This window comes from Ruegeria sp. BC6 (genome assembly GCF_056539185.1).
The window spans coordinates 1,377,429-1,398,719 of record NZ_JBQFUM010000001.1 but is presented as its reverse complement, the minus strand read 5'-3'; the positions used below and the strand labels follow the sequence as shown (position 1 = coordinate 1,398,719).

Annotated in this window: 21 protein-coding genes; 14 read left to right on the top strand and 7 right to left on the bottom strand. The window is 64.0% G+C overall.

Annotated features, from left to right (window positions below; translation table 11 throughout):
• Window positions 1-103: 103 nt before the first annotated feature.
• Window positions 104-1,327, bottom strand: coding sequence for a urate hydroxylase PuuD (locus ACR0MM_RS06975; RefSeq protein ID WP_480695173.1), 1,224 nt, complete (start codon window positions 1,325-1,327; stop codon window positions 104-106).
• Between the two features lie 95 nt (window positions 1,328-1,422).
• Here ACR0MM_RS06975 and ACR0MM_RS06970 point away from each other — a divergent pair, with 95 nt between their 5' ends.
• Window positions 1,423-2,337: a LysR family transcriptional regulator gene (locus tag ACR0MM_RS06970; RefSeq protein ID WP_480695171.1), complete on the top strand. Its 915-nt coding sequence runs from the start codon at window positions 1,423-1,425 to the stop codon at window positions 2,335-2,337.
• 4 nt (window positions 2,338-2,341) lie between these two features.
• Here ACR0MM_RS06970 and uraH read toward each other — a convergent pair whose 3' ends face one another.
• Complete coding sequence (gene uraH / locus ACR0MM_RS06965; protein ID WP_480695169.1) at window positions 2,342-2,698, bottom strand: hydroxyisourate hydrolase; 357 nt, start codon at window positions 2,696-2,698, stop codon at window positions 2,342-2,344.
• Between the two features lie 202 nt (window positions 2,699-2,900).
• Here uraH and puuE point away from each other — a divergent pair, with 202 nt between their 5' ends.
• The 3 genes from puuE to ACR0MM_RS06950 all read left to right on the top strand — a co-directional run bounded on the left by puuE (window position 2,901) and on the right by ACR0MM_RS06950 (window position 6,298).
• Window positions 2,901-4,319 (top strand): allantoinase PuuE, encoded by a 1,419-nt coding sequence (gene puuE, locus ACR0MM_RS06960; protein ID WP_480695167.1) that lies wholly within the window; start codon window positions 2,901-2,903, stop codon window positions 4,317-4,319.
• Complete coding sequence (locus ACR0MM_RS06955; protein ID WP_170337816.1) at window positions 4,316-4,804, top strand: ureidoglycolate lyase; 489 nt, start codon at window positions 4,316-4,318, stop codon at window positions 4,802-4,804. The genes puuE and ACR0MM_RS06955 overlap by 4 nt, the downstream gene beginning before the upstream one ends.
• A 66-nt stretch (window positions 4,805-4,870) precedes the next feature.
• Window positions 4,871-6,298 carry a uracil-xanthine permease family protein gene (locus ACR0MM_RS06950; RefSeq protein ID WP_480695165.1) on the top strand — a complete coding sequence of 476 codons (1,428 nt, stop codon included), beginning with the start codon at window positions 4,871-4,873 and terminating at the stop codon, window positions 6,296-6,298.
• A 40-nt stretch (window positions 6,299-6,338) separates the two neighbouring features.
• On the opposite strand, the gene ACR0MM_RS06945 is transcribed toward ACR0MM_RS06950, so the two are convergent.
• The 3 genes from ACR0MM_RS06945 to ACR0MM_RS06935 form a co-directional block, all read right to left on the bottom strand.
• Window positions 6,339-7,328, bottom strand: a complete 990-nt coding sequence (locus ACR0MM_RS06945; RefSeq protein ID WP_170449202.1) for a type I glyceraldehyde-3-phosphate dehydrogenase — start codon at window positions 7,326-7,328, stop codon at window positions 6,339-6,341.
• A 54-nt stretch (window positions 7,329-7,382) separates the two neighbouring features.
• Window positions 7,383-7,706 carry a hypothetical protein gene (locus ACR0MM_RS06940; protein ID WP_170337821.1) on the bottom strand — a complete coding sequence of 108 codons (324 nt, stop codon included), beginning with the start codon at window positions 7,704-7,706 and terminating at the stop codon, window positions 7,383-7,385.
• 111 nt (window positions 7,707-7,817) lie between these two features.
• Window positions 7,818-8,651, bottom strand: a complete 834-nt coding sequence (locus ACR0MM_RS06935) for a bifunctional allantoicase/(S)-ureidoglycine aminohydrolase (protein WP_170371997.1) — start codon at window positions 8,649-8,651, stop codon at window positions 7,818-7,820.
• A 177-nt stretch (window positions 8,652-8,828) separates the two neighbouring features.
• Between ACR0MM_RS06935 and ACR0MM_RS06930 the strand changes: the two genes are divergently transcribed.
• Window positions 8,829-9,185 carry a hypothetical protein gene (locus ACR0MM_RS06930; RefSeq protein ID WP_170337492.1) on the top strand — a complete coding sequence of 119 codons (357 nt, stop codon included), beginning with the start codon at window positions 8,829-8,831 and terminating at the stop codon, window positions 9,183-9,185.
• A gap of 7 nt (window positions 9,186-9,192) precedes the next feature.
• On the opposite strand, the gene ACR0MM_RS06925 is transcribed toward ACR0MM_RS06930, so the two are convergent.
• Complete coding sequence (locus tag ACR0MM_RS06925; protein ID WP_480695163.1) at window positions 9,193-10,128, bottom strand: 2-hydroxyacid dehydrogenase; 936 nt, start codon at window positions 10,126-10,128, stop codon at window positions 9,193-9,195.
• 129 nt (window positions 10,129-10,257) lie between these two features.
• Between ACR0MM_RS06925 and ACR0MM_RS06920 the strand changes: the two genes are divergently transcribed.
• From ACR0MM_RS06920 to ACR0MM_RS06905, 4 genes are all read left to right on the top strand, one after another.
• Complete coding sequence (locus ACR0MM_RS06920; RefSeq protein ID WP_480695161.1) at window positions 10,258-11,493, top strand: acyl-CoA dehydrogenase family protein; 1,236 nt, start codon at window positions 10,258-10,260, stop codon at window positions 11,491-11,493.
• 1 nt (window position 11,494) lies between these two features.
• Window positions 11,495-12,310, top strand: coding sequence for a thioesterase family protein (locus tag ACR0MM_RS06915; RefSeq protein ID WP_480695159.1), 816 nt, complete (start codon window positions 11,495-11,497; stop codon window positions 12,308-12,310).
• Between the two features lie 86 nt (window positions 12,311-12,396).
• Entirely contained in the window at window positions 12,397-13,026 is a 630-nt protein-coding gene (locus ACR0MM_RS06910; RefSeq protein WP_480695157.1) for a DUF1007 family protein, read from the top strand.
• Entirely contained in the window at window positions 13,011-13,946 is a 936-nt protein-coding gene (locus ACR0MM_RS06905; RefSeq protein ID WP_170446948.1) for a nickel/cobalt transporter, read from the top strand. The genes ACR0MM_RS06910 and ACR0MM_RS06905 overlap by 16 nt, the downstream gene beginning before the upstream one ends.
• Before the next feature lie 2 nt (window positions 13,947-13,948).
• Here the strand turns inward: ACR0MM_RS06905 and truA are convergent, their stop codons facing one another.
• The gene (gene truA / locus ACR0MM_RS06900; protein ID WP_170358129.1) at window positions 13,949-14,716 is read right to left on the bottom strand and encodes a tRNA pseudouridine(38-40) synthase TruA; all 768 of its coding nucleotides are present in this window, start codon (window positions 14,714-14,716) and stop codon (window positions 13,949-13,951) included.
• Window positions 14,717-14,828: 112 nt separating this feature from the next.
• On the opposite strand from truA, the gene ACR0MM_RS06895 reads away from it, so the two are divergent.
• The 5 genes from ACR0MM_RS06895 to ACR0MM_RS06875 all read left to right on the top strand — a co-directional run bounded on the left by ACR0MM_RS06895 (window position 14,829) and on the right by ACR0MM_RS06875 (window position 21,279).
• A complete protein-coding gene (locus ACR0MM_RS06895) occupies window positions 14,829-16,241 on the top strand; it encodes a YcjX family GTP-binding protein (RefSeq protein ID WP_480695352.1) in 1,413 nt (470 codons plus the stop codon).
• Window positions 16,238-16,681: an N-acetyltransferase family protein gene (locus ACR0MM_RS06890; RefSeq protein WP_480695155.1), complete on the top strand. Its 444-nt coding sequence runs from the start codon at window positions 16,238-16,240 to the stop codon at window positions 16,679-16,681. Before ACR0MM_RS06895 ends, ACR0MM_RS06890 begins: the two co-directional genes overlap by 4 nt.
• A 3-nt stretch (window positions 16,682-16,684) precedes the next feature.
• Window positions 16,685-17,674, top strand: a complete 990-nt coding sequence (locus tag ACR0MM_RS06885; protein ID WP_170435348.1) for a YcjF family protein — start codon at window positions 16,685-16,687, stop codon at window positions 17,672-17,674.
• Window positions 17,675-17,734: 60 nt separating this feature from the next.
• Window positions 17,735-18,445 (top strand): VIT1/CCC1 transporter family protein, encoded by a 711-nt coding sequence (locus ACR0MM_RS06880; protein WP_170366677.1) that lies wholly within the window; start codon window positions 17,735-17,737, stop codon window positions 18,443-18,445.
• A gap of 419 nt (window positions 18,446-18,864) precedes the next feature.
• Window positions 18,865-21,279, top strand: coding sequence for a DUF2339 domain-containing protein (locus ACR0MM_RS06875; RefSeq protein WP_480695153.1), 2,415 nt, complete (start codon window positions 18,865-18,867; stop codon window positions 21,277-21,279).
• Window positions 21,280-21,291 lie beyond the last annotated feature (12 nt).

Sequence of the window (21,291 nt, the reverse complement as noted above, 5' to 3'; positions counted from 1 at the left end):
GCGCCGCGATCCCTTGGAAACAGTTAGACCATCTCAAACCGCTCAGGCAAAGAAATAAACGCGGATTTCCCAGTTCCCATGCGAAGTTGTGGAAAAGCTGCCGCTACAGGCCCGCGTTTCGGAACCAACGGATAATGGCCTCGCGGTCTTCGGGTTCCATATAGGTGATGTTGGCCGGCGGCATCGCGTGGCTGACACCAGCCTGCAGATAGATTTGCTCGGCGTTGCGCGCGATGTCACCTTCGGTCTCCAGAAGAACACCCTTGGGGGCCCAGAGGATTCCGTGCCAGACGGGCTCGCGCGCGTGGCACATCGAACAGCGTCCCAAGACTACGTCATGGGCTTCTTCAAAGCCGCTGGCCCGCACAAAGCGCTCCTCGAACTGGGTCAGGGGCTGCGCCTCGGCCTCTTCTAGCGGTTTGTACATCGGCGCAGTGGACAGCCACATGATGGCGATGAACAGCAGGGCCGTCACAAGCCAGGTCCAGGTCGGGTTGCCGGCCCGGGCGTGGCGGGTATTGAAGTAGTGCCGGATAGTGACACCCATCAGGAAGACCAGCGCCGCGATGATCCAGTTGTATTCGGTCGCAAAAGCCAAGGGATAGTGGTTCGACAGCATCAGGAAGACCACCGGCAAAGTCAGATAGTTGTTGTGGGTCGAGCGCAGCTTGGCGATCTTGCCGTATTTCGGGTCCGGGGTGCGGCCGTTTTTCAGGTCGTCCACAACGATCCGTTGGTTGGGCATGATGATGAAAAACACATTGGCCGTCATGATCGTGGCGGTGAACGCGCCCAGATGCAGCATCATCGCGCGGCCGGTGAAGATCTGGTTGTATCCCCAGCCCATCGCCACCAGCAGAACGAACAGCAGCAGCATCAGCAGGGTCGGGCGCTCGCCCAGACCCGATTTGCACAGGAAATCATAGATCAGCCAGCCCACGGTCAGCGACGCCGCCGAGATCAGGATGCCCTGCCACAGCGCCAGATCGGCCTTCTGTGCGTCGATCAGATACAGCTCGCCGCCCACCCAGTAAACGATCATCAGCAGGGCCGCGCCGCTGAGCCAGGTTGCATAGCTTTCCCATTTGAACCAGGTCAGGTGGTCCGGCATCCGCTCGGGTGCCACAAGGTATTTCTGGATGTGATAGAAGCCGCCGCCATGCACCTGCCATTCCTCGCCATCCGCAGGGCCGGGGATGTCGCGGTTCAGGCCGAGGTCCAGCGCGATGAAATAGAATGACGATCCGATCCAGGCGATTGCCGTGATGACATGCAGCCACCGCACCGCAAATGCCATCCAGTCCCAGAACACGGCGAATTCATACATGCAAAGCTCTCCGATTGCTTGCCGACACACTAGGCAAACGGGATTTTCTTCGGTATTCCCGTATATTGTCAAACTGTATCAAAAAAAACGAAAAGATGTCCTATCTCGACAATATCCGTACCTTTGTCCGGGTCTATGATCTTGGCAGCATGTCCGCGGCCGGACGCGATCTGCGAATCTCGCCAGCGGTGACTTCGGCGCGGATTTCCCAGCTCGAAGATCATTTGGGTGTGCGATTGTTCCAGCGTACGACCCGAAACCTCAGCCCGACCGAGCAGGGCCGGGCGTTCTACCCCGGTGCGGTTGCGGTTCTGGATGCCGTGAACGAGGCCGAGGCGCAGGTCGTGCACCTGACCGAAGCGCCCCGGGGATCGCTTTTCGTAGCAGCTCCACTGGGGGTCGGGCGACGCCTGTTGGCGCCCCAAGTGCCTGAATTTCTTTCCGACTACCCCGAGATTGACGTGCGGCTGCGTCTGACGGACAGGTCTGTTGACCTCACGACCGAAGGGCTGGATCTGGCGTTCTTCATCGGTCAACCCGAAGACAGCACATTGCGTATCCGCAAAATCGCGGATTGCCAGCGCGTTTTGTGTGCTGCGCCAGACTATGTCGCGCGCCGAGGCATGCCCCGGACCGGGGCGGAGCTGATCTCGGACCGGCACGAATGCCTGAACCTGCGATTCCCTGGGGCGACCGAGTTCCAATGGCTGCTGCAGACAGCCGAAGGACCCAAACGGTTTGCGGTGTCCGGACGGTTCGAGTGCGACGATGGCGATGTTCTGACTGATTGGGCGCTGGCTGGGCAGGGGATCGCTATGAAACCCGTTTTTGAAGTGGCCGAGCATCTCAAGGCCGGACGATTGGTGCCCGTTGCCGTCGACACGCCACCGGTTTCGGTGCAGATGGCGTGTCTCTACACGCATCGGCGACATCAGGACCCCAAGGCGCGCCTGTTCATGGATTTCATGATCTCGCGGATCGGCGACGTGGTGCGGATGTCGCAGGTCTGAGGGGTCAGCTGCCCCGGTAGGTCGAATACCCGAATGGCGACAGCAATAGTGGCACATGGTAATGCGCCTCGGGGTCGGACATGCCGAACCGGATCGGTATTTGATCAAGGAAAAGAGGGTCTTCATCGGCTTGCCCGGAGGCCCGCAGGTAGTCCCCCGCAAAGAAGATCAATTCGTAGATACCGGTCTTGAAAGTCTTTTCCGGCAGGATGGGACTGTCGGTGCGCCCGTCCGCATTGGTTTCCATCTCAACCAATTTCCGGTGCGAATTGCCGGACACCCGGTACAACGCGATTTTCAGCCCCTCGGCCGGACATCCCCGCGCCGTGTCCAGAACATGGGTCGTCAGATAGCCTGCCACGAGTTGCTCCTGCTGTTGTCTGCACGTTTCGTCTTCGGATGCCATTTTAAGCAATCCGGTTTGCATTGCCCACCTTGCGGCAAAGGCCATGGCGCAGGGAACGCCGAAACAACCGGAAACAGCGTTCGGATTGATTTGATAATCCATCACGGTTTTATGGGATAAACCAAATGGAAGCTTGAAATTGAAGACGGAAAGCAGAATGCAGCCCCCCCGATACCCCCGCGACATGATTGGATACGGAGCCAACCCGCCAGATGCCCAGTGGCCGGGCGGGGCCAAGCTGGCAGTGCAGATCGTGCTGAACTATGAAGAGGGCGGCGAAAACTGCGTTTTGCATGGCGACGCCGCGTCCGAGGCGTTTCTGTCCGAAATCGTCGGTGCCGCACCCTGGCCGGGCCAGCGTCATTCGAACATGGAATCCATATATGAATACGGCGCTCGCGCCGGCTTCTGGCGGCTGCATCGCCTGATGGCCGACCTGCCGGTGACCGTCTATGGCGTGGCCACCGCGCTGGCGCGCTCGCCCGATCAGGTGGCGGCAATGAAAGCCGCCGAGTGGGAAATCGCCAGCCACGGGCTGAAATGGGTCGAACACAAGGACATGCCCGAAGACGAGGAGCGCGCCCAGATCGCCGAGGCGATCCGCCTGCATACCGAGGTGGTCGGAGACCGTCCGCGCGGCTGGTACACGGGGCGTTGTTCGGACAACACCGTGCGGCTGGTGGCCGAGGAAGGCGGGTTTGCCTATGTGGCCGACACCTACGCCGACGATCTGCCCTATTGGATGCACACCGGCGGGCGCGACCAGCTGATCGTGCCCTATACGCTGGACTGCAATGACATGCGCTTTGCCACGCCGCAGGGGTTCAACTCGGGCGATCAGTTCTTTGCGTATCTGCGTGACAGTTTCGATGCGCTCTATGCCGAAGGGCAGGCGGGCGCGCCCAAGATGCTGTCGATCGGTCTGCATTGCCGCCTGATCGGCCGGCCGGGCCGGGTGATGGCGCTGAAGCGGTTCCTGGACTATGCGCGCGGCTTCTCTGATGTGTGGTTCGCGACCCGGTTGCAGATTGCCGAACACTGGGCCGCGCATCATCCGCCGCAGGATCGCCCACGCCCCTCGCAGATGGACCGTGACGCCTTCGTGGCGGCCTATGGCGGCATCTTCGAACATTCACCCTGGATCGCCGAGCGCGCCTGGGCGCTGGAACTGGGCCCCGCTCATGATACGGCGGGCGGGCTACACAACGCGCTGGCACGGGTGTTCCGTTCGGCCTCGCCCGAGGAACGCCTGGGCGTTCTGACCGCGCATCCGGATCTGGCGGGCAAGCTGGCGCAGGCCAAACGCCTGACGGCCGAAAGCACCTCGGAACAGGCCTCGGCCGGGTTGGACGCCCTGACCGACGCCGAGCGCGACGCCTTTACCGATCTGAACACGCGTTACACCGAGAAATTTGGCTTCCCCTTCATCATCGCCGTGCGCGACCACGACAAGGCCTCGATCCTGCAGGCGTTCCAGCGACGCATCGAGAATGACCGCGAGACCGAACTCGCCGAGGCTTGCCGTCAGGTCGAGCGCATCGCCGAGTTCCGGCTGCGCGACGTGCTGCCCTCATGACGCGGATCATTCCTATCGCGCCGCTGACGGCCCAAGCCTTTGCACCGTTCGGCGATGTGCTTGAGGTTTCGGGCACGCCGGACAAGATCATCAACCAGGGTCAGTGCGGGCGATACCATGACCGGGCGGTTCTGGATTTCGCGGATGGGCGCGCGGGGATCAGCCTGTTCGATGCCAATCCGCGGGCATTGCCCTATCAACTGGACATGGTCGAACGTCACCCCCAAGGCAGCCAGGCTTTCGTTCCCATGACCAACCAGCCGTTCCTGGTGATCGTCGCGCCGGATGAGGATGGCGTTCCCGGCCGGCCGCTGGCCTTCGTGACGCAGCCGGGGCAGGCTGTGAACTACCATAGGGGCACGTGGCACGGTGTGCTGACGCCACTGCACGCGCCAGGCCTTTTCGCGGTAGTCGACCGTATCGGTTCAGGCGCAAACCTCGAGGAGCACTGGTTCGATACCCCTTACGAGGTGGTTGAACGCTAAGCCAATTTTGAAGCCGCCGGAGAAGCGGCAAGACCCCCATGAGAAAACAGGGAGACAGTTGAGATCATGGCCGAAACTTCGATAGGAACACCCGATCAGCTTCGGGATCCGAATTACACGCCTGCGCTGCACAAGGCGATACCACTTGGGATTCAGCACGTTCTGGCAATGTTTGTGTCAAACGTGACCCCCGCCATCATCGTGGCCGGTGCGGCCGGGTTTGGCTTCGGGTCGAACTCGCCCGATTTTCCCGAGCTGCTGTATCTGATCCAGATGTCGATGCTGTTTGCAGGGCTGGCGACCTTGTTGCAGACCATCACACTGGGCCCGGTTGGTGCGGCGTTGCCCATCGTTCAGGGAACAAGCTTTGCGTTCCTGCCCATCATGATCCCATTGGTGGCTGGCAAGGGCGTTGAGGCCCTTGCCGCGCTGTTCGGAGGCGTTCTGATCGGCGGCATCTTTCACGCCTGCCTTGGGATGTTCATTGGCAAGATCCGCTTCGCTCTGCCGCCATTGGTCACGGGCCTTGTTGTGACGATGATCGGATTGGCACTTGTCAAGGTCGGCATCCAATATGCGGCGGGTGGTGTCCCTGCGATCGGTATGCCGGAATACGGATCGCTGCTCAACTGGTCTGCGGCACTGGTCGTCGTGATCGTCACGCTGGGCCTCAAGTTCTTTGCCCGCGGAATGCTGTCGGTGTCTGCGGTTCTGGTCGGATTGGCTGTCGGCTATGTCTACGCCCTGATGGTCGGAATGGTGACGTTTGAAGCCATTGGAACAAGCTGGTCGCGGGCCGCTGGTTTCGCGCTGCCGGTGCCCTTCAAATATGGGTTCGAATTCTCGCTGGCGGCGGTGATCGGGTTCTGCCTCATGGCTTTCGTGTCAGCGGTCGAAACCGTCGGTGACGTTTCGGGCATTACCAAAGGTGGCGCGGGTCGCGAGGCCACGGACAAAGAGATCGCGGGAGCGACCTACGCAGATGGTGTTGGCACGGCTGTCGCCGGTATCTTTGGCGGTTTGCCGAATACCTCGTTCAGTCAGAATGTCGGCCTGATCGCGATGACCGGAGTTATGAGCCGCCATGTCGTCACGATTGGTGCCCTCTTCCTGATCCTGTGCGGACTTGTTCCCAAGGTCGGCGCCATCATACGCACTGTTCCGATCGAAGTTCTGGGGGGCGGTGTGATCGTCATGTTCGGCATGGTGGTGGCTGCCGGCATTTCGATGTTGTCCGACGTGGACTGGAACCGCCGCAACATGGTGATCTTCGCCATCTCGCTGTCGATCGGGCTCGGCTTGCAGCTGGAGCCCGGCGCGGTTCAGCACTTGCCGGACACAATCCGCATCCTGATGACAAGCGGACTGCTGCCCGCAGCGCTGATCGCCATCGTGCTGAACCTCATTCTGCCGCATGAACTGGCCGAGGAATCGACCGAAGAGGTCTCGGGCGGAATGGCCGGTCACGGCGCTGGCAGTTTGCCGCACGACTGAAACCTGTAACTCAGCCCTGCAGCGCCAAGCGCGCTGCGGGCTATTCCGTCTGAGCCATCATACCGGCGACATCGAGCATACGGGCCGAAAAACCCCACTCATTGTCATACCATCCGAAAACCCGGACCTGATTTTGCCCGACGACTCGTGTTTCCGGTCCGGCAATCACCAGCGATTCCGGTCGCGTACGCAGATCGGACGAGACCAGCGGCAAGTCGATCCAGCCGAGCACCTTTGATGCCTCGACGGCGCGGCGCAATTCGGCAGAGAACAGCTCCTGATCCATTCCATTTTGCAGGGTCACGACCAGATCGATGGCCGAGACGCTGGCCGTGGGCACCCGTACCGCCGCGCCCGAGATGCGGCCTGCAAGATGCGGCAGAACCACGTCGATCAGATGGGTCGCGCTTGACGTAGTGGGTACCATCGACAAGGCCCCGGCCCGCGACCGCGCCAGGTCGCCGCGCGGGGCGTCCACCATCGGCTGGCTGTTGGTGTAACAGTGAATCGTGGTCATGTGCGCTGAGGCGATGCCCCCGATCTCGTCGATCACCTTGGCCAGCGGTGCCAGCGCGTTGGTGGTGCAGGACGCGTTCGATACAATCCGGGCATTGCCCAGCATGTCTTCGTTGGCACCCAGAACGATCGTTGTTTCGGCGGCCGGGGACGGGCCGGAAATCAGCACCTTGCCAGCCCCTGCCTGCAGGCCCCGGATTGCGACATCCGAACTGCGCGCGATACCCGTGCAATCCAGCATCACGTCCACGCCGGACAGATCGACATCGGCAAGGTCGTCGCTGTGGCTCAGTGGAATCGAATGCCCATCCACTTGCAAGGACCCGGCGCTGGTTTCGACCGAACCGGCATAGGGGCCGAACGTGCTGTCGTACTTGAACAGATAGGCACAGGTCTCCAGCGGTGCGATGTCGTTGATCAGCACCACTTGAACGTCCGAACCTGCTGGCAGGGCCATGACCTGCCGCAGGATCGTGCGGCCGATGCGGCCGAATCCGTTGATTGCGAGTTTCATGCGCAAGCTATGGCAGGCCGCTTGACCGACCTCAATGCCCGTATGGCGTCGCCGCTATCCGCAGCTGACCTGCGAGAAGAACTGGCCCGAAATATTCTGGTACATGCTTGACCGGATCACCTTGCACCCGGTTGCCTGCTGGATGGCCGCAATGGCCTGAACCGTGCGCAGGCGCGGCGGCGGGCCGAACGGGTTGAGGTTGTTGTTGTCGCGGGTCGCACGATACACGACAGGGGCATCTGCAACCTGCGTCACAGCCCATGTGCGGCTCATGACGGATACGGTTTTGGTCGCTTCCTTTGCCACGACCGGGGCGGTGTCGACGGCGACCATGAGGCCGATCATGGCCAGTGCCGTCAGAGGGGCGCGCAGTTTCATCGACCAATCTCCACGAATGAACAAAACGAAATCACCTCTGATTTCAGCAAATTCCGCCGTCCCTGTGAACCCCTGCCGACGCAAAAGCCCGTTTTCAGGACCTTTTGCAGGTCATCGTGTGGACAGTTTCAACGGCATGTGCCGATTGACGTCCTTGTATAGCAGATACCGGAATCGCCCCGGCCCGCCCGCGTAGCAGGCTTGAGGACAGAACGCGCGCAACCACATGTAGTCACCGGCCTCGACCTCGACCCAATCCTGGTTCAGTCGATAGACGGCCTTTCCCTCAAGCACATAAAGCCCGTGTTCCATGACATGCGTTTCGGCAAAGGGGATGACCCCACCTGGTTCAAACGTGACAATGTTCACATGCATGTCATGGCGCAGATCACTTGGATCCGCGAAGCGCGTGGTGGCCCACCGACCTTCGGTGCCGGGCATTGGGGTTGGGGCGACGTCGCGTTCGTTGGTGATGATCGGATCGGGGGCCGGCAATCCGGGTACGGCCTCATAGGCCTTGCGTACCCAATGGAACCGGGCCACGGCGTCAGAGCGGTTGTGCAGGGTCCAATCGGACCCGGGCGGAATGTAGGCATAGCCCCCTGTGTCCAGCACGTGGACCTGCCCCGCAAGGGTCAGGGTAACCGACCCTTCGACGACGAAGACCACGCCTTGAGCCTCCGGGTCCGTCTCGGGCCTGTCGCTGCCGCCGCCCGGCTGGACCTCCATGATGTATTGCGAAAACGTCTCGGCAAACCCGCTGAGGGGGCGCGAAAGGACCCACAGTCGGGTTTGTTCCCAAAACGGCAGAAAGCTGGTCACGATGTCGCGCATCGTGCCTTTCGGGATGACGGCATAGGCGTCAGTGAACATGGCGCGGTCGGTCAGCAGCTGAGTCTGGTCCGGAAGCCCGCCGGTGGGCGCGTAGTAGTTTTGATCAGCCATTCCTGTGCCTCAAGCTTGGTTTCCGATTACTATGATCGCATCAGCGGCGGGCCGATAGCGCCGGCAGTCCGATAGGTTTGTTCGGCATTATTTGAAGGTCCGGCCGCGGGGGCTTGGCCATGATTGCTCGGATGTATATCCTTGGTGCAGATCAATTTTCACGAAAGCGAGTTTCGCATGACTGTCCGGTTGCCTGCTGCCCTGTTTGCGCTGTTTTTGTCGGGTGTCGTGGGGGCGGTCGATGCCAAGCCTCTGTCCCGGATCATCGCCGAAATGGGGCTGAGCCCGGACGACTATCAGGTTCTGGACGCGACGACGTCTTCGATGCTGGCAGGCGGGACCCCAAGCGTCGGGCAGGAGCGGAACTGGGTCAACGAGAAAACGGGCACCAAAGGCACGGTCAGGATACGGGACGTGAAGGACAACTGCGTTCACTTCCAGCACTTTGTGCAGCCGTCCGGGGCGGCGCCCAACCCGGAAATCCGCACCCGTCAGTGCAAGGATGCCAGCGGCAACTGGATTCTGACGCCGTAATCGCGGATCAGTAACCGCGGCTGCGATCAACCTCGTGCAGCGGGGGCTGACCTGCGCTCAGCCGCAGAAAGTTCTGGGCAACATCCGCCAACGCATCACCCAGATGCCATCCCGACACATGCGGTGTGATCGTGACCGCCGGGTGCCGCCATAAGGGGCTGTCTTTGGGCAACGGCTCTTGTGCGGTCACATCGAGAACCGCGTGCCCAGGACGACCCCGGTCAAGTGCCTCGATCAAGGCTTCCTCGTCGATCAGGTCGCCACGTCCCGCATTCAACAACTGGCTGCCGTCCTTCATCGCGCCGAGCATTTCTGCGTCAAACAAGCCGATGGTTTCGGGGGTTGAGGGCAGGATCGCGCAGACATGGTCGCAACCGCGCAGCATTCCCGGCAAAGCATCCTGCCCGTGCAGACAGGTCACATCTTCGATTTGCTTGGGCGACCGGCTCCAGCCTATGACCTGAAACCCGACATCGCGCAGCATGCGGGCGGTACGGCTGCCGATATGGCCCAGCCCCAGAACTCCGACTACGGTGTCAGATGTCAGCACCGGCGCTTTCGGCCGCCACTCGGCCCGCCGCTGAGCGTCCGCGTGAAAGCCCATGTTCCGGTGAGCGTACAGGATATAGGCCAGAAACCACTCTGCGATGCCTTGCGCCGGGGCGTCCGGTTTCAGGCGGGCCACGCGGACATGCGCGGGCAGGGCGGGGTTCGACACGATTGTCTCGACCCCGGCGCCCAACTTTTGCACCAGCTGCAGATTGGGTAGGCGGGTCGCGTGATCGTCCCGCAAGCCGACAACCGCCACCATGGTGACCTCGGCGGGGTCACCAATGGTGCTTGGCGTGCGAACATCGGCTGTTGGTGCATGTCGCCGTACGTCTTCGGCAATCTCGGCATCGCTCATCCAGTCGGACAGCCCGGTATCGATCAACAACGCCATCTGCGCCCCTCTTCCGTTTCAAATTGATTGCAAGTGACGTGCCGTCACGCGGCTGGACACAGTTGCCGCAGCTAAGCCATCCTCGGCGCAAAGGTAAAGCCCGGTTCCGGGATCTACGGAGGATTCTTCATGAACATGTCATTCGTCTTGCGCGAGGAGAACCGGACGCTGCTGGAGCGCGTCCGCGACATGATCCGCAACGAGATCATGCCCCTGGAAGACGAATACCAGGCCGAGATCAACAAAGGTGACCGCTGGCAGTATACCGAACGCCAGGCCGAGATCCTGGAAGGGTTGAAGGCCAAGGCCAAGGCGGCCGGTCTGTGGAATTTCTGGCTGACCGACAGCGACAAGGGGTTTGGTCTGACCACGGTCGAATACGCCTATTTCGCCGAAGAGATGGGCAAGACCCCGTTGGGCGCCGAGGTGTTCAACTGTTCCGCCCCCGACACCGGCAACATGGAGGTGTTCGAGCGCTACGGTACCGATAAGATGAAAGAACAATGGCTCAAGCCGCTGCTCGAGGGCGAGATCCGCTCGGCCTATCTGATGACCGAGCCGGATGTGGCCTCGTCGGATGCCACGAATATCTCGATGTCCTGCGTGCGGGACGGGGATGACTATGTTCTGAATGGCGAGAAATGGTGGTCGTCCGGCGCGGGCGATCCGCGCTGCAAGGTCTACATCGTGATGGTCAAGACCGGCGGCGACGACCTGCCCAAGCACAAGCGCCAGTCGATGATCGTAGTGCCCGCCGACACGCCGGGGATCGAGATCCTGCGCCCGATGGAAGTCTACGGCCATGACGACGCACCGCACGGGCACATGCATATCCGGTTCACCGATGTCCGGGTACCGGCCGAGAACATCCTGCTGGGCGAGGGCCGCGGGTTCGAAATCGCACAGGGGCGCCTCGGGCCCGGTCGCATCCATCACTGTATGCGCGCGATCGGCCAGGCCGAGATGGCGCTGGAGCAGATGTGCAAACGCGCCCTGCAACGCGAGGCCTTCGGCAAGAAGCTGGCTCAGCTGGGTGCCAATTTCGACATCATCGCCGAATGCCGGATGGAGATCGAGATGGCCCGCCTGCTGTGTCTGAAGGCCGCGTGGTACATGGATCAGGGCGATGCGCGCGCGGCGGCTCCGTGGATCAGCCAGATCAAGGTGGTCGCGCCGCGCGTTGCGCTGAAGGTGATCGACGAGGCAGTGCAGATGTTCGGCGGGCAGGGCGTCAGCCAGGATACGCCGCTGGCCACCGCCTGGACGCATGTGCGCACGCTGCGGCTGGCCGATGGCCCGGATGCGGTGCATCGCCGTCAGGTGGCGCGGGCCGAACTGAAAAAGCATACCCAGGAAAAGATCTGACATGCAGGACGCGGCTATGCAGCCAGTGGTGGGTGAGACCGCCTATTTCCGGGTCGCGCCCGATGGGGCCTTTGTCGGCAATGACCCGGCGCGCGGGCCGTGGTCGGCTGACCACTGTCATGCCGGCCCGGTTGCGGGCCTGATCGTGCGCGCGGCCGAGATCGAGGTCGGCCCCGACAAGATGCTGACCCGCCTGACCGTCGATCTGCTGCGCCCGCTGCCGCTGTCCGGCCTGCGCGTGGCCGCCGAGACCGTGCGCCACACCAAGACGCTGGCCACCACGCGCGTCACGGTGCATGACTTGGACGACACGCTGTGCGCCACCGCCACCACGATGCATCTGGCGCGCCGGGATCTGGGGCCGGTGCCGAATGTGGCGATCCAAGGCCCCGACCTGTCGCAGATCGAAGACGGCCCGTTTCCCATCGGTGAAATGCGGCATGACCTGCCCGGCTTTGCCCATCATTCCGAAGTGGCGTATCCCAAAGGCGGCAACCAAGGGGCGGGGCCGAAAACCATCTGGATGCGAACCCCGCCTCTGCTCGAGGGTGAAACCCCCTCGCCGATCCAGTCGCTGTGCCCGCTGGCCGATTGCGGCAACGGAATTTCGTGGAATGCGCCGACCTCGGAAATGGGGTTCATGAACACCGACCTGACGGTGCAGATCCACCGCGAGCCGACCTCCGACTGGCTCGCCTCGGACTCCGTGTCGCACTGGCAGCCCAGCGGCATCGGGATGTCGCAGTCGGTTCTGTACGATACTCAAGGCCCGATCGGCACGGCGCTGCAGACGCTGGTCCTGTTTCCGCCGAAATGAGCGGCAAAATCCGTGCTTACCGCCGAACCGCGTTGCCAGCGCCGGTCGGGCACCCTATCTTCGCGTTCATGCGCTGGATACCCACCTTGTTCGCCTGTTGCCTGCCGTTTACCGCGGTGGCGCACCCGCATGTCTTCATCGACACCGGGCTGGAATTCATCGTGGACGAGTCGGGCAACCTGACCCATGTCCGCGTCACCTGGGCCTATGACGAGTTCTACTCGCTGCTGGTGCTCGAAGACATGAGGTTGGATCAGGACGGCGACGGCGTGCTGTCCGAGGCGGAAGAACAGCGCCTCGCCGGTTTCGACGCGCAGTGGGTCGAAGGATACAATGGCGATCTGGTCATCCTGGCCGCCGATCAACCGGTTGCCTTGTCCGGTCCGCTGGAACCGCGCGCCACGACCGAGGATGGTCGTATCGTGACAACCCATCTGCGCAAGGTCGAGGGCGACCCTTTGCCCGCCCAAAGCCTGTCTGCCAAACCCTATGACGAGACATTCTATACCGCCTACGAGGTGACGCGCCCGGTCACCGTTTCCGGGCCTGAAACCTGCCGGATCGACAGGTTCGAGCCGGATATCGACGGCGAACTGGCCCAGATGCAGGCCTTTCTGCAGACACTGGACGCCGACTATGACCTCGAGGAGAACGACATCCCTCTGGTCGGTGAACGCTTTGCCACCGAGATCCGCGTTTCATGTCCCGCTACCTGATCCTGCCGGTCGGTCTGGCGATTGCGCTGCTGCTGTGGTTCTGGGGCAGCGGTGGTTTTGACAGCCTAGCGTCCTGGGCCGCGGGCGAGCAGCGGGAATTTCAGAACCAGATCGCCCGAGCCCTTCGGGCCGCGCGGGCCGAACAGCCCGAGGCCGTGGCCACGCTGCTGGCCGTCTGTTTTGCCTATGGGTTCTTCCATGCGGTGGGGCCGGGCCATGGCAAGGTGCTGATCGGAGGGTATGGGCTGGGCCGCAATGTCGCCTTTCTGCGCCTGTCGGCGATCAGCGTACTGTCCTCGCTGGGGCAGGCCGTGACGGCGATCGTTCTGGTGTATGCAGGCGTTCTGGTGTTCCAGATGTCGCGGGAAAGCTTGGTCGGCACCACCGAGCAGATCATGGCCCCGGTCAGCTATGGTGCGATCGCGGCCATCGGGCTGTGGCTGGTTCTGCGATCGCTGCGCAGTTTCGCCCGGCGCGGTCGTTCGGACAGTGCCCCGCATGACCATCACCATCATCATGATCACGGGCATCATCACCATCACGACAGTGAGGCTTGTTCCGATTGCGGGCATCGTCATGGCCCCACCGCCGAAGAGGTGGCCCAGGTCGGCAGCCTGCGCGAGGCGCTGATCCTGATCGCCGGCATCGCCGCGCGACCGTGTACCGGAGCTTTGTTCGTGCTGATCCTGACCTGGCAGATGGGCATCGCGATGGTCGGTATCGCCGGGGCCTTTGCCATGGCGCTGGGCACCGCGACCGTCACCACCCTGGTTGGCTGGACGTCGTTCGGGTTGCGGGGAGGGCTCTTGGCCTCGGCCTCGGCTACGCGGTTCGCGGCCGTGCTGGCGCCCACGATCGAACTGGTGGCCGGGCTGCTGATCGCGGTGATCGCCGGTGGATTGCTGCTGCGCGCGCTCTGACGTCAGTCGAAAACAGGATCGGGGTAGCCCACCCGGGCCAGGTACAAACCTTGCGGAGGGCAGACCGGCCCGCAGGCCGCGCGGTCGGCAGCCTCGAGCGCATCGCGCACGTCCTGCGGTGTCCAGGCGCCCGCGCCGACCCGTTCGAGCGTGCCGACGAAACTGCGCACCTGGTTGTGCAGGAAGGACCGGGCGCGGACGTGGAAATGCACCTCGGGGCCGGAAAAGCCCGGAACCTGTTCGACGCGCAGCTCGTCCAGCGTCTTGACCGGGCTGGCCGCCTGGCAGATCGAGGACCGGAAGGTGGTGAAATCGTGCCGCCCGATCAACATGTCGGCCCCAGCCTGCATCGCGGCGACATCCAGCGGATGCCCGATCTGCCAGACCTGGCCCTTGTCATGGGTCGCGGGCGCACGGCGGATCAGTATGCGGAACAGGTACTGCCGCTCGATGGCCGAGAACCGCGCATGCCAGTCATCCGCCACCCGCGCGGCCTTGAGAATCGCCACCGGCAACGGCTTGAGGTGATAGTTCAGCGCCTCGGACAGGCGGAACGGGTCCCAATCTTTTTCCAGGTCGCAATGGGCCACTTGCCCCAGCGCGTGAACGCCCGCATCCGTGCGCCCGGCGGCCGCGATCGTGTGTGACCCGGGCTGTAGTTTCGACAACGCCGCTTCGATGGCGCCCTGGACCGAGGGCAGATCCTTCTGCCGCTGCCATCCGGCAAACGGCTCACCTTGGTATTCGACTTTCAACGCGTATCTGGGCATGGGCTGCTGGTACCCTGCCGGAGGCGCCCGGGCAAGGGCAGGCGGCAAAAGCGCTGGCAACCGGGGCAGCGGCTACCTATCTTGGGACAAACAAGAAATGCGGGGCGGCGGTTTGGTCATCTCATCACTGGCAGACAGTCTTGTGCGCGGCGTCGAATCCGTCGGCGACCGCGTGTCCGAGACGTTTTTCGAACCGGTCGTGCGGCTGGGCGTCACCGGTCTTGCGCGGTCGGGCAAGACGGTGTTCATCACGTCGCTGGTGGCCAACCTGCTGGACCGGGGGAGGATGCCCGGCCTGGTCGCCCAACAGGAGGGGCGCATCAACGCCGCCTACCTGCAGCCGCAGCCCGACGACACAGTGCCCCGGTTCGATTATGAATCGCACCTGTCGGCACTGACCGGGCCTCAGCCCCATTGGCCCGACAGCACCCGCGCCGTGTCCGAGCTGCGCCTGTCGTTCAAGGTCCGCCCTGCCGGGCTGCTGGCTGGCCTGCAGGGGCCACGCACCGTGCATCTGGACATCGTCGACTATCCCGGCGAATGGCTGCTGGATCTGGCACTGCTCGAAAAAACCTATGACGACTGGTCGCGCGAAACGTTGGAGCGGATCGCGCAGCGTCCGGCCGCGGCCGATTTCCTGGCCCAGATCAAATCCGTTGATCCGGCCGACCCCCATGATGAACCCACCGCGCAGGCCCTGGCGCGGGGCTTTGCCGACTATCTGACTGCCGCGCGGGATGCGGGGTTTTATGACTGCACGCCGGGCCGGTTCCTGCTGCCGGGCGATCTGGCCGGGTCGCCGGTGCTGACCTTTGCGCCGTTGCCGGTCGAGAGCGCCGCGCGCCGCCGCAGCCTGCACCGCGAGATGGAGCGCCGGTTCGAGGCCTACAAATCGCAGGTGGTGAAGCCCTTTTTCCGGGATCATTTCGCGCGGATCGACCGGCAGGTGGTGCTGGTGGACGCGTTGGGCGCGATCCACAAGGGTCCGCAGGCGGTCGAGGACATGCGCCGCGCCATGGGCGACATCCTGTCGGCCTTCCGGCCCGGCCGCAATGCGTGGCTCAGCCAGATGTTGCTGGGCAAGCGGGTCGAACGCATCCTGTTCGCGGCCACCAAGGCCGATCACCTGCACCACCTGCAGCACCCGCGCCTGACCGCGATCATGGAGGCCCTGACCCGCGAGGCGCGCGACCGCGCCAGGTTCGCCGGGGCCGAAACCGCCGCCATGTCCATCGCCGCGCTGCGCGTGACGACCGAAGAGATCCGCAATCACAACGGCGTCGAACTGCCCTGCGTGCGCGGTACTTTGGAGAATGGAAAACAGGCGGCCTTCTACCCCGGAGAGCTGCCCGAAGATCCCGCCCATCTGCTGGGCCCTGCGCGCAAAGGGGCCGACACCTGGTTGGGCGAGGAGTACGGGTTCATGACCTTTGCCCCGGCGCATCTGTCGCTGCGCCCCGGTGACGGCCCGCCGCATATCCGGCTGGACCGCGCCGCGCAGTTCCTGATCGGAGACCGGCTGTGACTGTCACCCTAAGGCCCGCGCGCAGCCTCGACGCCGGGGCGGTCGGAGAGATCCTGCACGGCTTTGCACGCGAAAACGACTGGATGCCCGAGCTGCATTCCGGGGCTGAAGCCATCGCTTTTTGTGGGCAGATGATCGACAAAGGATGGGTCACGGTTGCCGAACAGGGCGGCAAGCTCGCAGGCTTTTTGGCCGTGGACGGAACCGAGGTTCATTGCCTGTACCTGAGTCCCCCTGCGCGGAATCAGGGGATCGGCACACAACTGCTGGACAGCGCCAAGGCAGGTCGCCGAGAACTGGCGCTGTATGCGTTTCAGGCCAACACGGGCGCGTGCCGGTTCTACGAACGGCACGGCTTTGTCGAAGTGGCCCGCAGCGACGGGGCCGACAATGATGAACAACTGCCGGACATTCGGTTCGTATGGCGGAAAAAGGAGTGACGCATGGCCAAGGGTCCGGTTCTGATCGAGCTTGACGAGGATGCCCCGGCCGCCGACGTGTCGAAGGCCGCGCCGGTACCGGATATCGCGCCGCCCCAGGGGCAGGCGATGCAGGCCGCGGCCCGCCTGGCCGCGCGCAAGCCGTCGGTTCTTGGGCGGTGGTTTTGGGGGCTGGCGGTTGCGGTCGTGGGGGCGGCGGTCTCTGTCGTCGCATGGAATTTCGCCACCTCGTTGATCGCCAGCGTGCCGGTGCTGGGCTGGATCGTGACCGGCCTGATCTGCGCGCTGGTGCTGGTGGCCCTGCTGATCGCGCTGCGCGAACTGGCCGCGCTGGGCCGGCTGTCGCGGGTGGACGGGATGCGCCGCGCCGCCGATGCCGCGCTGGCCGATGCCGATCTGGCGCAGGCCCGGGCCGTGACGCAGCGCCTGATCGCGTTCTATCGCGGGCGCGAGGATACGCGCTGGGGCCGCGACCGTCTGGTCGAACGGATCGAGGACCAGTTCGACGCTTCGGGCCTGCTGGGACTGGTCGAGGATGAATTGCTGGCCCCGCTCGACGCCGCCGCCAGCCGCGAGGTCGAGGCCGCCGCGCGCCAGGTCGCGACGGTGACGGCGCTGGTGCCGCTGGCGCTGGCCGATGTGGCGACGGCGCTGCTGGCCTCGTTGCGGATGATCCGCCGGATTGCCGAAATCTATGGCGGGCGGGCCGGGTTTCTGGGGGGCTGGCGGTTGACCCGCGCGGTGTTCGTTCACCTGGTGGCCACGGGCGCGGTGGCCGTGGGTGACGACCTGCTCGAACCGGTTCTGGGCGGGTCGGTCCTCAGCAAGCTGTCGCGCCGCTTTGGCGAGGGGCTGGTCAACGGCGCCCTCAGCGCCCGCGTCGGCGTGGCCGCGATGGAGGTCTGCCGACCGCTGCCCTTCTCGGACCGCCACAGGCCGTCGACCCGCGGCATGATCTCGCGCGCGCTGAGCGGGCTGTTTTCCAAGGGTTGATCTGCCGCAAAGCCAACGGGCCGCTGCGCAGGGCACAATCTCCCGGAAGGGAGACCAGCCATGGCGGATCACGGCCACAGCCAACAGGAAATCGCAGACCGGATCGACGCCCCGCCCGGGCGCGGGTTTCTGCGTGACGTGGTCTATGGCGGGATCGACGGTTCGGTGACCACGCTGGCCATCGTGGCGGGCGTGGCCGGGGCCGGGCTGTCGCCCTTCGTCATCGTGGCCTTGGGCTTGGCCAACGTTCTGGCCGACGGGTTCTCGATGGCGGCGGGCAACTACTCGGGGACCAAGGCCGAGCTGGACAATATCCGACGGATCCGCGCCATCGAAGAGCGCCACATCCGCCTCTACCCCGACGGCGAGCGCGGCGAGGTGCTGGAGATCCTGTCCCGCAAGGGCTTGTCGGGCCGGGTGTTGGAACAGGCAACCGATGCGATCACCGCCGATCAGGATACCTGGATCAACCTGATGATCGAGGGAGAATACGGGCTGGGCAGCGTCGATCCGCATCCGCTCAAGGCCGCCGCGGCCACCTTCGCGGCCTTTGTCGTGGCCGGCATGGTTCCGCTCGTGCCGTTCCTGTTGGGTGTCGAGGGCGCGTTTCCAGCCTCGGTCCTGATGACACTGGGCGTGTTCTTTGCCATCGGCGCGATGAAAAGCCGGTGGTCGCTGGCGCCCTGGTGGCGCTCGGGGCTTGAGACGCTGGCGATCGGTGGTGCGGCGGCCGCAATTGCCTATCTCGTCGGGTCCATGTTCCATCCCTAGATCACTGGCGTCAGATCGCAACAGGCTGAAACCATTCGGGATTTCCCGACTGTCTTACCGCGCCTGCACAGGATAGCCTGTAATGCAGAGTTGCCCGGAGGTGCGGTTTGGAATCTCTGCTTGTTCTTGTTGGCTTGGTCGTTTTGGCGATGCCGGTATCTATTGTCGTCTTGCTGGTCGGCCATGCCCGTCTGCGGCGGCGGGTCGAGCAGTTGGAGAGTCGGTTGGGTGCCGGGCCGCAACCGGACGCGGAGCGGCCACCACAGACGCAGTCCGCGCCAATCGAAGCACCGACGCCTGAACCGCGACCGGCCCCTTGGGGCCCGCCGAAACAGGAAAGCCCACCGACGCCGGACCAACGGCCTGACGCTGAAGAATCGGCAACTGTTACTGAGAGTGCATCGCCTCCGGCCGCGGTTGTGTTCCGCGCCGAACGGTTCGACGATCTGGGCGCGTGGCTGCGCGAGAACTGGTTCTATGCCGTTTCCGCCCTGTCGCTGGCGCTGGCGGGGATTTTTCTGGTGCAATACGGGGTCGAAAACGGGTTGCTGCCGCCCACCGCGCGCGTGTTGGCGGCCTTGGGTTTCGGCGCGCTGCTGATCGTGGCCGGAGAGGTCGTCCGGCGCCGATACGGCGATGACGAGTCCTCGGCGACTGCCTATCTGCCTTCGGTGTTTTCCGGCGCGGGGCTGGTCACGCTGTTTGGCGGCGTTCTGGCGGCGCGCCAGCTCTATGACCTGATCGGCCCCGAGGCGGCCTTGGCGGGCATGATCGCCATCGCTCTTGTCGGGCTGGTTCTGGGCTGGTTCCACGGCCCGCTGCTGGCGGCGATCGGGTTGATCGGAGCCTTTGCTGCACCTTTCGTCGTGGGTGGCGATTCGGCTGACCCGTCTTGGCTGTACGGATATTTCTTCGTGATCACCGGGCTGGGGCTTGGGATCGACACGGTGCGGCGCTGGGCCTGGGTGTCGGTGCTGTCGCTGGTGGGCGCCTATTTAGCGGGCCTTTTGCTGGTGACGGGTTCGCCGATCACGGAACCGGCTTTCCTCGTCTACGTGGCCGCCGTTGCCGTGATCGCCATTGCCATTCCCGTGCGCCGGATCTGGCCCGATCACGACGGCGCGATGTTCAGCGAACTCCTAGTCAGAAAAACCAGTGGTCCGTGGCCCGAATTTCCGACGCGCCTGGCCTTTGTGGCGGTGCTGGCAAGCTCGGCCATTCTGGCGCTGCAATGGGCGGATACGAGCGGTGAGTTCTGGCTGGGTGTGATCCTGCTGGCGGGGCTGACGCTCGCCCTGCTGATCTGGGCCAAGGACGCGCCGGCCCTGCAGGACATGACCGCGCTGCCTGCCCTTGGGCTGGGTGGTTTCGTGTTCACGCACGGGTTTGATGGCGGCGCGGTGGCGCGTGGGTTCTGGCAGACCTATTCCGAAACGCCCGAGGCCGCTTTTCCGTTGGCCGTGACCTGGCTGGTTGCGTTGGGCGCGGTGATCTCACTTCTGGCGGCATGGCGGTCGTTCCGGGGTGGGCGGTACCCGCTGGTCTGGGCCGGTGCCGCCGCGCTGTACGCCCCGGCGCTGGCCATCGCGCTTGAGCTTGGCTGGCGCCCGGCCAGCGTGATCGGAGCCTACCCCTGGGCCCTGCATGCGGTCGCGCTTGCGGCGCTGATGGTGGTACTGGCCGAGCGCTTTGCGCGCGTGGATAGCGAGGCCCGGATGCGTCCGGCTTTGGCCACGCTGTCGGCCTTGTCCTGCCTGACCTTCGGCTGCGTGATCGTGCTCAGCTCGGCGGCGCTGACCATCGCTTTCGTGGTCACGATCATCGCGGCGGCGGCGCTGGACCGGCGGTTCAACCTGCCACCGATGAGCTGGTTCATCTGGGCCGGAGTCGTCACCGTCACGTTCCGGCTGATCCTGAACCCGGGTCTGGACTGGGCGCTGCACGCGCCGGTTCCGGAAATGGCGCTGGTCTATGGGGCTGCGGTTGCAGGCTATCTTGCCGCATGGTGGATGCTGCGCCCCCTGGACCGCCCGGTCGCCAATGTCATGTTGGACAGCGCGGCTTGGGCGACGGGCGGCGTTCTTTTGTCTCTGCTGCTGCTGCGCTGGTTGGAAGGGCTCGGCGAGGGCGGTGCCGACGACAGCCATTGGGGGCTGGGCCTGCTGTCGGCCATTTGGCTGCTGCTGGCCTTTGCGCAGGTGCAGCGGTTTGCGCTGGGCGGGCGGCTGAACTGGGTTCGGGTCGCACTGGGCGTGTTCTTTGCCGCGCATGGCCTGTTGTGGCTGGCGCTGGCTGCGACAGTGGCCAACCCTGTTTTGCGTTTTGGGGCAGATCCTGTTCTGGGGCCTCCGATCGTGAACACGCTGGCCATTGCCTATCTGCTGCCGGCCCTCGTCATCGGCCTGTCCGCGTGGCGGATCCCCACGATGCCGGCGCAGTTGCGGCTGGCCTGTCAGGGGGTGACCATTGCGCTGGGCGCCTTGTGGCTGGGCCTGACCATCCGGCATTTCTGGCAGGGCGCGGCAGGGATGTATGAAGGCAACGGCGTATCCCAGCCTGAGCTCTATACTTACACGCTCGCCCTGCTGGTGATCGGCGCGGCGCTGTTCTATCAGTCGCTGGCGCGTCGGTCGGACCTGATGCGCAAGGCCGGGCTGGCGGTGATCGGGCTGGCGGTGGCCAAGGTGTTCCTGATCGACATCTCGGGGCTGGGCGGTCTGATCCGGGTGTTTTCGCTGCTGGCGCTGGGGCTGGCGCTGGCGGGTCTGGCATGGCTGAACCGCTGGGCCAAGCTGCGCCATTCGCCGCAGGGGCCGGAAGCTCTGGACCAATAGGCGCAACCGGCC